The following is an 11,799-nucleotide window of genomic DNA, read 5'->3' as shown; positions in this document are numbered from 1 at the left end:
TTGTCGCTTATCGCGACCTGACGTCTGGAGGAGGCTCAGCGCCGGGAGTTTCTGACCGAGTCGTGCCACGGGACCAGGACCCGGTTCACCGCGACGACAGCCGAGTAGAGAAGGAAGCCGAGAAGCGCGATCATGATGATCGCACCGAATACGCGGGCGATCTGCAGGTCGTTCTGCAGCATCACGAGATACCGGCCGAGTCCCTCGTTACCGCCGAGATACTGGCCGACGATGACACCGATGGTCGCCGTGACGATGGCCAACTGGGCGCCGGCCATGGTGTAGGCGAGGGTGTACGGCAGTTCCAGCTTGCGGAACCGCTCCCACTGGCTCGCCTTGAGCGACATCATCAGTTCCTTGAGGGGCTTCGGAATCGATCTGACGCCGAATGCCGTGTTGATAAGGAAGGGGAAGAACGCGCTCAGTGCGGCGATGACGATCTTCGAGAACGACCCGAAGCCGAACCACAGCAGGAAGAGCGGGATCAACGCGATCATCGGTACGACCTGGGAGGCCACCAGGAACGGACGGGTCATCCGCTCCAGCAGCTCCCACTTACCGATGACGAAGCCCAGGGGGATACCGAGGACACAGGCCAGGAGCAGCCCGAACACGATTTCGTAGAACGTCGTCCAGATGTGGCCGGTCCAGACGAAGGGCGTGGTGATCTGTTCGCCGAACGCCACGGCCACCTCTTTGGGCCGGGGCAGGACGAACCTGGACATGTCAGTGACGACCGCGTAGAGGTCCCACAAGGCGATGAAGATGATCACCAGGACCGGTGTGGAGATCCACGCGAACCGCGGGTGCTCCACCAGAGCCCGCCAGCGTCCGCCCTTTTTGCGGGCCGGCGCGGCGGACTTCTGATACACAGCGGACCTTGATGCCATACGAGGGGCTCCGTTCAGTACACCGGTCTTCTGATCCGGACTAGCTGTAGATGGAGGGCTTGATGCTGCCCCGTTCGCGCATTCCGTCGATCGACTTGCGGAGCAGCTCACGGCCTTCCTGCCAGTGCTGGATGGGGGTGTCCTTCCACTGGTCGACCGGACGGTGCTGCGCGGTCTGGTAAACATGCGCGAACAATTCCGGCATCAGTTGCGCGGCGAAGTTCAGACCCATGCTGTTGCGCTCGAAGCGCAGTCGTTCAATGTCGATCGTGCCGATCACGGTGGCCTCACCCGGGCCGCCGATCTCCGCGATCGTGGTGCCGTTGAAGTCGATGACCTCGGAGTTCCCGTGTGAGCGCATGCTGGGCGGGATAGCCACGCTCTGGCGTCGCGCGAACGCCAGGTCCGGCGCGTCGGTCCAGATGCCCTCGTCGGTCTTGGCGTAGTACGCCGCGTGGTTGGCCGAGGCGAGGTACACCTTGTTCTCGTAGGCGCGGGTCGCCTTCGCGCGCCGCCACGCCGGCCGGTGCGCCCCGTACGGCTCACCGGTGGGGTGCAGGATCAGCTCCGCGCCGCGGATCATGAGCGAGCGGGCCACCTCGGGGAAGGTGACGTCGTAGCAGACCATCATCCCGATCCGGCCCAGCGGCGTGTCCACCACCGGGAACAGCCCGTCCAGGCCGTACCGGTCCAGGTACTCCGAGAGGACGTCACCCGGGCTGGTGTTCGTGGCCCGGCCGGTCACGCTGCCGCAGTGGATCTTCCGGTACTTGAGGATGACCTCGCCGCGGTCGTCGATGAGGAACGCGGTGTTGAACCAGCGGCCGGGCCAGTCCGGGTCGACCTCGAAGGCGTTGCCGGCGATGTAGATGCCTTTCTCCGCGGCCACCGCGCTGAGCCGGTCGGTCTCGGGTCCGGGGATCGTCACGCAGACGGCCAGCATCTCCTCGACCGTGTCGAAGTGGTCGTAGCCCTGCAACGAGAACTCGGGCAGCAGCGCGATCTTGGCGCGGCCGAAGCGTCCCGTCGAGTAGTCGATCAGCGACAGGATGCGGTTGGTGTTCGTCTGGATGACCTCGTCGCGGTCGTTCGCGTCGGTGATCTGGCGGATGGGCGACTGAATGCACGCGACTCCATAGGGCGCGATGGCCACAACACACTCCCGATTCTTCAGCTTGATTGGTTCCGCCGAACGCGCTGCCGGCCCGGAGCCGCGAGCGGATCGCCAGAGGAGCGGTATGTCCGCCGCGCACCAGGGCGAACATGTTCCGCTAACAGAAACGCCGTATCTGTTAGGGAGACAGTAGGACCGACCTGAAGATCCGTCAAGGCTTCGACCCCGATTGCAACCTGCGGATTCACCGGCCGCCCCGCACGGTCCACCCGTGGCCGTTCCGCACCGAGACGCCGGCACGCACCGATCGTCAAGGTCGTCCCGTCAGGCATTCCTATATGTAGAAAGGGGCTCGGCGCTCGCGGGCGGCGTCTCGCGCCCAGCGCCGCAACGGCGATCGGAAGGCCCCCGCACGGATGCGCAAGCCTTCCGCCAAGCGGTCCTGCGTTCCAGAACACCACAATGGACGGTCGGCTCGGGCCGGACAGCCGGCCCGGGACGACGGCTCAGGCCGCGGCGAGCCGCTCGGACAGACGCCGCAGCGCCGCGCTCGACGAGTGCCCCGCCAGGTCCGGACGCCCGACCGCGTCCAGCAACGCCCAGGCGCCGGCGAGGTTCGAGGAGAGCATCGGGAGCTGTGCCGCCCCGGCCCGCCGGTCCAGCGCCTCCAGGCTGGGGGCGCCCGTACCGACCACGAGCAGCGCCGTGCCCGCATCGGCCACGCCGACCGAGGACAGCACCCCGTCGAGTACGTCCTGGATCCGATCCGCACCGAGGTCGTAGATCGCGCCGGTACCCGGAATCTCGACCACGTCGCGGACCACCTGACCGGCATCGGTCCAGAACTGGGCGCAGCGACGCGTCAGCCAGGAAGGATACGGGGAGACCAGCACCAGCGAGCGGACGCCGAGACGGGCCAGCACGGCGCGGATCGCCCCGGCGGCGGTGAGCACGGGCGAACCCAGCCGCTGACCGGCTCCCCGGCTCCAGTCCGCGTCCCCGTCGACGCCCAGCGGGTACGAGGACCCGGTGCAGGCCACCAACGCCGCCTTCGGGGCCAGCCCGCGCAGGGTGTCCAGCACCGGCAGCACGTCGTCGACGTAATGCGCCAGGCGGCCGGCCATGTCCAGGTCGGGCAGCGCGGGCAGCCGGGCGACGTGCGGGACGATGCCGGGCGGCAGCAGGCGGTACAGCTCCGGTTCGACGGTCGGGTTCGCCGGCGGGACGACGACGCCGACCCGCAGCGGGCCGCGCGACCCGGCCTCGGCGCTCACCAGAACGTCCAATTGTTCCGCATAGCGGAACGCAGTTCTGAAAATCTTGACATAGTCGGAACCTATCCCACCCGGGACGGCTGCCACAGGGGGCCGAATGGCCAGGTCATGATCAGCATACTGGCCGGTCAACCGACACTCACCCCGGTGCGCCCAGCGGCACGACGTCACCCCCACAGCTCTCTGGGAGCGGGGTGCCGGTCCGAGCCTGGGTTGGAGAAGGTCAGAGCCCTCCGCCACCGAGCCGGTCCGAGATGCCGCGTACCTCGTCGAGCAGGGCGGCGGAAAGCTGGTCGATACGGCCCCGGATCCGCTCGACCGGGCCGCAGATACTCAGGACGGCGACCGGAACCCGGTCGTGGTCGAGGATCGGAGCGGCGACCGAACCGGCGCCGGCCTGCCGCTCGCCGAACGACACCGCGTACCCCCGCTCGCGGGTGATCCGCAGCTCGTCGCGCAGGTGACTGGCGTCCACGAGGGTGTGGTCGGTCATCGCGGTCAGCGGCGCGGCCTCGGTCAGGTACGCCTCCTGCTCGGCTGGCGTCATGAACGCGAGGAACGCCTTGGAGGAACTGCCGGCGTGCAACGGGAACGGATGGCCGATCTGGACCGTCATCCGGACGTCCCGCGCCGGTGCCACCTGGTCGACGTAGATCCGGTGGTTGCCCGTCCTGATCGACAACGTGGAGGTCTCGTTGGCGAACCGGCTCAGCCGACGCATCGGCTCGCGGGCGAGGTCACGGATGTCCACCCGGTCGAGGAAGGCCCGGCCGAGCGCGAGCGCGGCCGGGCCGAGCACGTAACGCCGGGTGTTCTCGTCCACCTCGATGAGTCGTCGGCTGCAGAGCGTCGTCAGGATGCGGTGAATCACCGCCTTCGACAGGCCCATCTGCCGGCCGATCTCGGAGACACCGAGCGTCGGCTGGTCGGACTCGGCGAAGAGCATCAGCACGTCCAGGGCACGCTCGACGCCGCTGACGGTACGAAGCGCCGAATCGTTGGTCGTGCTATCGGTTGCAGCCACCGCTGCCCTCCTGGAATGGAACGCCGTACGCCGCGTGGAGCCGCCGTGCCCGGGGAATCTCAGACGGAGCCATTGTGCCGCAACAGAATCTCCCGCGCGGATCGCACCACGGCAAGGTCGATGAACTGCTGGTTCTCGTCCACGGCCACGCCCGAGCCCAATGCCTCGGCCGCGTCGAGGGCAGCGACGATCCGCCTGGCCTGCGCCACCTCCGCGGCCGACGGCGTGAACACCTCGTTGATCACCGGTAGCTGCCGCGGGTGCAGTGCGGTGCGGGCCCGGAAGCCGAGCGCCAACAGCGCCGTCGTGGTCGTCCGGAGCAGTTCCAGATCGGCCAGCGCGGTCTCCACCGGCCCGATCGGCGCCGCCAGCCCGGCCGCCGAGGACGCGAGCACCAGGTCCAGCCGGATCGGTGCCATCTCCGTGCGCTCGGGCCCGGGCCGCAGGCCGAGTTCGCCGATGAGGTCAGCCTCGCCGATCCCCAGCCGGACCACCCGTGGATGGCTGGCCAGCGTCGCCGCCGACAACACCCCCCGCGCGGTCTCCACCAGCGCGATCACGGCCAGGCTCCGGTCCGCCAGACCTAGGCGGCGCTCGGCCTCCGCCAGCAGGCTGTCCGCCGCCGCCAGCAGCTCCGGCTCGGCCTTGGGCAGGACGATCCCGGCGATGCCGGGACCGGCGACCGCGGCGATGTCCTCGGCGAGCAGCGGCTCCTGGTTGACCCGGACCCACGTCTGGGGCCGGTCCGCGCCGTCGCCGACGGCCCTGGCCACGTTCTCGCGGGCGACCGCCTTCTGCGACGGCGCCACGGCGTCCTCGAGGTCGAGGATGAGCGCGCCCGCGCCGGTCCGTCCCGCCTTGGCGATCTTGTCTGGGGCGTCACCGGGCACGAACAGATAGCTGCTGGGCGTCATCAGATTCCCTCCACGGACAGGCGTCAACGACCGCACCTTCGCGATGTTGGAACGCCTTCCCTGAGGACGGTACACCATGCCAACCTGACCTAGCGCTCCCGCCAGCCGCCCCGGCCGCCCTGTTCGACGTGGGCCGATCGTCGGCTGAATGGTAAATGTTCAGTTCAACACAGTTGTTGTGACCCTCCGGGACCCAGAATGGCCCAGGCCCGACGGCACCATGGCGCCCGCCCAGCCGAGCCTTTGCGGTGACAGTGTCTCCCAAAGCGGAACGTCGTTCGTGAGATAGTGACGCCGGTGCCGGAAGCCGTCGCCCGCCAGACCGTTCGCCTCGCACCGCTGGTGAGCGGGGCGATCGCATGGTCGCTCAGCGGGTCTTGCAGCGGATCAGCAGCGCGGCTTCCGCTGCTATGAACGCGAGGACAACGTCAGCTGCGGCGTGCTCGCGGTGCCCGGCAGCAGCACCGGCAGGCCCTTCATTGATCATCTTCCCCTCAACAAGAAGAATGATCGACCAAGGGCTGTTCCCATCACACCACCGAGGTCGCCGCCAACAACCCCAGGTTAACCTCGGTGATTTACGATGATCGTGATCCGGTCGGGTTTGCCGGCGCGTGGATAAGCGGAAGTGCCTGTCCTGTAAGGGAACTTGTGATTGCGAGATCTACAGGTTTCTCTTCAAGAAAGGCACTTCCGGGGTGCAGTCCACGGCGTGGGCGAAGGATCTGCGGGTCACCGCGGACGGATCAGATGTGGTGTCGCATGTGGGTGCGGCATTGCTGCGGATGCTGGCCGACCGGGCTGGCCTGACCTCGGCGTTGTCGGCCGGGCTGGCCCGGCGGGGCCGCTACCCGACCTATGACCGGGGTCGGGTCCTGGTCGACCTCACGGTGATGATCGCCGATGGTGGTGAGGCGATCTGCGATATCGACACCCTGCGCCACCAGGGCGAGGTGTTCGGTCCCGTCGCGTCGGCGGCCACGTGCTGGCGGGCCCTGGATGAGGTCGACGCGGTACGGCTGCGGCGCATCCACGCCGCCAGGGCGAAGGTCCGCGCTCGGGTCTGGGCACTGCTCGGGCAGGTGCCATCGGCGCGGGCCGCGATATCGGCGCTGGTGTGGTCGTGCTCGACATCGACGCGACGCTGTTGATCGCGCATAGTGACAAGGAAGGCGCCGCAGCGAGCTACAAGGGCACGTACGGGTTCCATCCGATCCTGGTGACCTGCGATAACACCGGTGAACTGCTTGCCGTGAAGCTGCGGCCGGGTAACGCCGGCACGAACACGGCCGCCGACCACCTGCAGGTGCTCGCCGAAGCGATCGCCCAGGTCCCGGCTGATCACCGCCGACACCTGCTCATCCGCGCCGACTCCGCTGGCGCCAGCCACGCCGTGCTGGACTGGCTGGCCGAGCAGAACAGCAAGCGCGCCCGGACGGTCCAATACTCGATCGGCTGGTCAGTCGGCGAGCCCGAACGCGAAGCGATCACCATCCTGCCCGCCGCATGGACGCCGGCCCTCGACGCCGACGGCGAACTGCGCCACGGCGCCGACGTCGCTGAACTGTCCGGCCTCCTCACCCCGCCTGGCCGGCCGGACGGGATGCGGGTCATCGTGCGCCGCGAACACCCCCACCCCGGCGCCCAACTCACGCTGTTCGAGGAGCGTGACGGCTGGCGCTACACCGCCTTCGTCACCAACACCCACACCGGCAGCGTGCAGTGGCTGGAAGCCCGCCACCGCACCCACGCCCGCGTGGAAGACCGCATCCGCTGCGCCAAGAACACCGGCCTGAGCCGGCTACCGTCCCGCGAGTTCGCGATCAACCAGACCTGGTGCCAACTCGCCGCGATCGCCGCCGACCTCACCACCTGGCTACAACTCATCGGCCTCGAAGGCGACCTCGCCACGATCGAGCCGAAACGGCCGCGCTACCAGATCCTGCACACCGCCGCCCGCCTCGTCCACGGTCAACGCCGCCGCACGCTACGGATACCGAAGTCCTGGCCCCGGGCCAAGCAGATCACCACCGCGTTCCACCGGATCGCGGCCATCCCCGACCCAGGCTGACCAGCACAGCCCCGAAACCAACGACCGGAGGACCCCAGGAGACCACGCCCACCGTCGCGACAGACGGCCCACCACCACACCCACCCACCAGCCGCATCGACGAATCACGATAACGACTGCGGTGAAGAGCCGAGTTCAGCTCACGCGCGAATGATCGAGGTTAGGCCCCCAGCTGACGCCAGTCATCGACTTCTTTCCGGAGACGTCGTCGCGGCGATTGCAAGGGAATCCGGCCAGACAAGCACCACAGTGCTCAAGGTTTAGGCCATGTCCGGGGATCCAACGGGGAAAAACGCGGCGAATTAGGATCAACCCAGGCTCGCTCAAACGCGAAACCGGTCAGGCCCGCTTCCTTTATTGCTGCTACCACATCGTCGCCGGCGAGAATCATCTCTCGCATCGAATTCTGTTGAATTCGGAAGATTCGGCCCGCAGCTAACGGCTCCCTATCCTCAGGCACGTGCGGATGCTCAATTAGACCCTTCATTACCGGATGGCGCAATGACCGTTTCTTGTCCACAACATTCAGCCTCGAGACCACCTGCATCACTACAAGTTCTCGACCCCCACAACTAGCCTGAGCAACTACATGAAAATCACGAGAGCACAAGCCGGAAAAAAGTCGTATGCCCTCATGTCACAAACGAAGTCGAGCAAGCCGTTATGCCACCAAACATTCGGAATCTCCTCTCCTTCCCCGGGATCAATCTTGAATTCTATCCGATGTGCCACCCTCGAAAATGGCTGTGTTTGCCAAGGAAACACTACCAATTCTAAACCGGGCCAGGCGTCGGTTCCACCATGCAACAGCCCATATTTCGAGGTGTTGAGCTTAACGATTGAAGCCATTTAGATCAACTGCTGACCGAAGACGCGATTCATGGCGGCAAGTTCACGCTTGGTTCTTGACAGCACTTTCATGACGTGCTTCGCACCACCACTCGCATAGGCATTTACGATTTGGTCATTGATCCATTGAGGATAAATAGTAGCACTGTATCTGGGCCAGTTAAATGTACCAGAGTGAGGCTGCCGACCGAGCCACACGCCATTGAAATGACTGTCCATATCAAGGCCAATACGCGCAAGCACTTGCCGAGCAGGATTCGCGGCGCTTTCCTTTTGGGGAACGATGTGATGAGCTTCGGGTCCGATGGTGCCCGGAGGTGGTTCTTCCCCGTTCTTCCTTAGATTCTTCCCGAGGGTTTTGCTGCAATTATGGACGAGGACGGGTGCGTCCCCTGCTAGCACATAGTACGTTTGGAAACACCAGCGCGAGCGAGGCCGTTACTCAACTTTGATCATGCCGCTAGACAGCGCACTTGCAGAATGACGACAGCGTCGGGTGCCCACGATCGGCGAATTGCCAGCAACCGTGACCGCAACCCCAGCGCACGCGGCAGGTGACGGGTGTCACACCAGCGAAGACGATCAATTAGATCCGGAAGAATGATCGATGGCAGCTGATGTCGCTGTGGCGGCCCGCCCCTGAGCTGTTCCCCGCCAGAGTGCTGCACGTTGCGGCGACGGCCTGCCACACCTGGCCGCGAGACTCGGCCGCCCTGGACATTGGCTTGCCGGGTGGCGGGCCGGAACTGCCCGCGGCCAACGCGTACAGCACGCGAGACGTAGCTGCGGGGACGACCTTGGCTGATCATGAGGGCAGGACGCTTACACTCGTGCCATGACCACGAAGGAGCGGCTACACCAACTGGTCGACGAGATCGGCGACGAGCAGGCCGACGAGCTGCTGCGCCTGGCCGACGCACTGCTCGACCGGCAACGCACGCCGCGACCACGACCGACCTGGGTCGGCGCGCTCGCCAACGCCGAACCAGACCTCGCCGAACGCTCCGAGGAGATCCTGCGCACTGAGCTGGGCCACAACGCCGCGTGATCATCGTTGACACCGGCCCGCTGGTAGCTCTACTCCACGCCGACGACCGCCAGCACGAACGCTGCCTGAACTGGTACGACACCGCACGCGGACCGCTGATCGTGCCACAGACCGTCGCCGTGGAAGTGGCCTACTTCGTGGCGCAACGATGCGGACCTGCCGTAGAGGCCGACTTCGTCCGCTCCCTGGGACCGGACGGGCCCTTCGAACTCGCCGCGCTCAGGCCGACCGACATGGCTCGCGTCGCCGAACTCGTCGAGCAGTACGCCGACTTCCCCCTCGGCACGGTCGACGCATCCGTGATCGCGCTCGCCGAACGCCTCAACATCACGACCGTCGCAACGCTGGACGTTCGACACTTCGCCGCGGTCAGACCCCGCCACGTCGACGCATTCACCCTCCAGCCAGCGTAAAGGCCATCCGCTGGCACTCCGCAGCCAGACAAGCCGCACGGGCGGGCTATGCGCGGGAACCAGTCATGGCGATAGACAACATGCCGAGACGGACACAACTTGGCGGATCATGCCAACGGACAGGTTGTGCCGGGTCGCCACGGACAAGCTGCCTACGGAGCTGGTGTCCGACCAAGCTGCCTGGCGAGAGCTGCGAAGGAACTGTCGGGTCTCAGGACGTGGGTGACAGATCGGTCTCGGGACGTGTGTGACACGCCCGGCTAGACGATCTTCCTCGTTACGGTAGTGCGTTGTAGGGGTCGGTGCCTAGTGGTGGGGTTGGTTGTTGGAGCGTGCGCCGACGCGGGTGATGTCGTTGGTCCGGACTAGTTCTCGGATAGCGGTGACCATGGCGGCGATTCCGGGTTGGGCAACGATCAGTTGGTCGGCGGCCCAGAAGTAGCTGCCGTTGGCGTGTTCGCCAGATTCTTGCCACGTGCGAAGGAGACGACCGATCTCGTCGATGGTGAAGATGGTCAGCGACCAGCTCGATCCGTCGGGTAGATCAACGAAGGCATCGACGTTCTCCACGGATTCCACCTCGCTGCTGGCGAGGACGAATCGTGCGGTGAAAGCCGGTTCCTGTACGACGACGAAGGGCGGGTCGACCACGACCTCGGTTGGCTGGTTCATGAGGTGATCATCGCGTGTGGGCGTCGCTGGGATGTTGTTCCGTGGGCTGCCGGGGAGGTTCGGGTTTGCCGACCTTGAAGCGGACGAGGGTCTTTCCGGTGGTGCGGGCGACCTCGGTGAGTAGTTCGTCGCCGTCGTAGACGCGGAAGGTGTGGTCGGCGGCCTCGACCGTGACGGTGGTGCCGGCGTGGATCATGCCGACGTGGATGCGTTGCCCGGCGATGGTCAGTGAGCCACGGCTGCTGATGCGTCGTTCGACGCGGGTGGGTTCGGTTGCTGGCTGGGGTGGTGGGCCGGCGGGGCGGGCGTCGCGGATGCGGACCATGTCGGTGGGGGTAAGTGGATTGGGCAGGCTGCGCAGCAGGATACCGTTGTCGACGAGCTGAGCAGGTCGCCGTCGAGACGCACGGTCAGGCGTCGGCCGGCGAAGTGGTAGCCGATCGGGTGTTGGCGGCCGGCGAGGCCGATCGCGCCGGTGGCGTTGACGGTGCGGTCGACTTCGATTGCAGTGCTGGGCTGCCCGCCGGGGATGGGCGGTGGTCCGGCTGGGTGGCCGCCGTCGTCGAGGAGCCGTTGCAGATGTGCCACGGTCAGCCGGGACGGGACCGTCTTGAGGCGGACGCCGTTGACGATCAGGTGCACGACGGTGGTGTCGGCCCAGAACGCGACTGTGGTGCCGGCCCGGTCAGGGCCGAGCCAGAACTGTTGACCGCCCACGCTCACGTTCCCGGACAACGGCACCGCACGCGTGAACTCCACCGCCAGGTCGACCGGGTCGACCCCGTTGGTGGACAGCGTCAGCGGCGGCGTCGTGGGCATGGTTGTAACCGGTACGGGCGCCGGTGCGGGGTCTGGCTGGGGCTCGGCAATGGCGGGCTTCAGCTGGGCCGGTAGCCGCAGCGGCAGTCGCTCGTCACCGGCACGGGCGATGAACAGGTCGCCGGGAAATGCCATGTTCAGTGACTGATGGGGCCGTCGGGTGTTGTACTCCTGCCGGAACGCGTCGATCGCCGCCTGTGCGGTGTGGATGTCAGGCCAGACCTCGACGTCGTCGAGGAGTTCGCCCTGCAGCGTCTGGTGGAACCGTTCCACCTTCCCGGTTGTGGTCGGGCTGCGGGGCTTGGTGTTGCGGGCCACGATGCCGTTCTCCCGGCAGATCCGTTCGAACATCACCTCCGCCGGGCGGGGCTGGTTGAACCGGCCGGTGAACTGCTTACCGTTATCGGTGAGCACCTCGTCGGGAATCCCGAACCGTTGCAACGCATCAGCAAACGCCAGGCACACCGCCCGGCCGGTGGCCTTGCGCACGACCCTGGCGATCACGCAGAACCGGGAATGGTCATCCACCCCGGTAACCACCTTCGCCTCACCGCCACCGGTTAGCTTGATTCCGCCGACGATGTCGAGCTGCCACAGCTCCATCGGGACGTCACGTTGCCAACGTTTGTAGTCCTCCCGGCGACGCCGCCGAGGGACCGGGACGACCAGGCCGTGTCGGATCAGGATTCGGTGCACAGTGATCCGCGACGG

General features: G+C 66.3%; 11 protein-coding genes and 1 pseudogene. 3 read left to right on the top strand and 9 right to left on the bottom strand.

Going from position 1 to position 11,799, the window contains the following annotated elements:
* Window positions 1-35: 35 nt before the first annotated feature.
* From ABD191_RS21650 to ABD191_RS21630, 5 genes are all read right to left on the bottom strand, one after another.
* Window positions 36-872 (bottom strand): ABC transporter permease, encoded by an 837-nt coding sequence (locus ABD191_RS21650; protein WP_344085036.1) that lies wholly within the window; start codon window positions 870-872, stop codon window positions 36-38.
* 58 nt (window positions 873-930) lie between these two features.
* Window positions 931-2,043: a nitrilase-related carbon-nitrogen hydrolase gene (locus ABD191_RS21645; protein WP_344085033.1), complete on the bottom strand. Its 1,113-nt coding sequence runs from the start codon at window positions 2,041-2,043 to the stop codon at window positions 931-933.
* A 467-nt stretch (window positions 2,044-2,510) separates the two neighbouring features.
* Window positions 2,511-3,278: a maleate cis-trans isomerase family protein gene (locus ABD191_RS21640; RefSeq protein WP_344085030.1), complete on the bottom strand. Its 768-nt coding sequence runs from the start codon at window positions 3,276-3,278 to the stop codon at window positions 2,511-2,513.
* 223 nt (window positions 3,279-3,501) lie between these two features.
* Entirely contained in the window at window positions 3,502-4,302 is an 801-nt protein-coding gene (locus tag ABD191_RS21635; RefSeq protein WP_344085027.1) for an IclR family transcriptional regulator, read from the bottom strand.
* 59 nt (window positions 4,303-4,361) lie between these two features.
* Window positions 4,362-5,216, bottom strand: coding sequence for an HpcH/HpaI aldolase/citrate lyase family protein (locus ABD191_RS21630; RefSeq protein WP_344085024.1), 855 nt, complete (start codon window positions 5,214-5,216; stop codon window positions 4,362-4,364).
* A gap of 698 nt (window positions 5,217-5,914) precedes the next feature.
* Between ABD191_RS21630 and ABD191_RS21625 the strand changes: the two are divergent.
* A pseudogene (locus tag ABD191_RS21625) lies at window positions 5,915-7,287 on the top strand (IS1380 family transposase).
* Window positions 7,288-8,136: 849 nt separating this feature from the next.
* On the opposite strand, the gene ABD191_RS29310 reads toward ABD191_RS21625, so the two are convergent.
* The gene (locus tag ABD191_RS29310) at window positions 8,137-8,538 is read right to left on the bottom strand and encodes an AHH domain-containing protein (protein ID WP_425560798.1); all 402 of its coding nucleotides are present in this window, start codon (window positions 8,536-8,538) and stop codon (window positions 8,137-8,139) included.
* A 433-nt stretch (window positions 8,539-8,971) separates the two neighbouring features.
* Between ABD191_RS29310 and ABD191_RS21620 the strand changes: the two genes are divergently transcribed.
* Entirely contained in the window at window positions 8,972-9,184 is a 213-nt protein-coding gene (locus ABD191_RS21620) for a hypothetical protein (protein WP_344085021.1), read from the top strand.
* Window positions 9,181-9,597: a type II toxin-antitoxin system VapC family toxin gene (locus tag ABD191_RS21615; protein WP_344085018.1), complete on the top strand. Its 417-nt coding sequence runs from the start codon at window positions 9,181-9,183 to the stop codon at window positions 9,595-9,597. The genes ABD191_RS21620 and ABD191_RS21615 overlap by 4 nt, the downstream gene beginning before the upstream one ends.
* A gap of 306 nt (window positions 9,598-9,903) precedes the next feature.
* Here ABD191_RS21615 and ABD191_RS21610 read toward each other — a convergent pair whose 3' ends face one another.
* From ABD191_RS21610 to ABD191_RS21600, 3 genes are read right to left on the bottom strand one after another with little or no spacing between them, the layout of a single operon-like run.
* Window positions 9,904-10,269 carry a hypothetical protein gene (locus ABD191_RS21610; protein ID WP_344085015.1) on the bottom strand — a complete coding sequence of 122 codons (366 nt, stop codon included), beginning with the start codon at window positions 10,267-10,269 and terminating at the stop codon, window positions 9,904-9,906.
* A 7-nt stretch (window positions 10,270-10,276) separates the two neighbouring features.
* Window positions 10,277-10,465, bottom strand: a complete 189-nt coding sequence (locus ABD191_RS21605) for a hypothetical protein (RefSeq protein ID WP_344085012.1) — start codon at window positions 10,463-10,465, stop codon at window positions 10,277-10,279.
* Window positions 10,466-10,494: 29 nt separating this feature from the next.
* The gene (locus ABD191_RS21600; protein WP_344085009.1) at window positions 10,495-11,691 is read right to left on the bottom strand and encodes an integrase core domain-containing protein; all 1,197 of its coding nucleotides are present in this window, start codon (window positions 11,689-11,691) and stop codon (window positions 10,495-10,497) included.
* Window positions 11,692-11,799: the final 108 nt, after the last annotated feature.

The organism is Luedemannella helvata (assembly GCF_039528415.1).
Taxonomy (GTDB): Bacteria; Actinomycetota; Actinomycetes; order Mycobacteriales; family Micromonosporaceae; genus Luedemannella; species Luedemannella helvata.
Note: the sequence above shows the minus strand (reverse complement) of the source record. Positions and strands in the feature narration are given on the sequence as shown.

What these genes read in the sequence shown, in the direction of transcription:
- ABD191_RS21600 (WP_344085009.1), bottom strand. Translation starts at nt 11,691, where the DNA reads ATGGAGCTGTGGCAGCTCGACATCGTCGGCGGAATCAAGCTAACCGGT.
- ABD191_RS21630 (WP_344085024.1), bottom strand. Translation starts at nt 5,216, where the DNA reads ATGACGCCCAGCAGCTATCTGTTCGTGCCCGGTGACGCCCCAGACAAG.
- ABD191_RS21610 (WP_344085015.1), bottom strand. Translation starts at nt 10,269, where the DNA reads ATGAACCAGCCAACCGAGGTCGTGGTCGACCCGCCCTTCGTCGTCGTA.
- ABD191_RS21605 (WP_344085012.1), bottom strand. Translation starts at nt 10,465, where the DNA reads ATGATCCACGCCGGCACCACCGTCACGGTCGAGGCCGCCGACCACACC.
- ABD191_RS21620 (WP_344085021.1), top strand. Translation starts at nt 8,972, where the DNA reads ATGACCACGAAGGAGCGGCTACACCAACTGGTCGACGAGATCGGCGAC.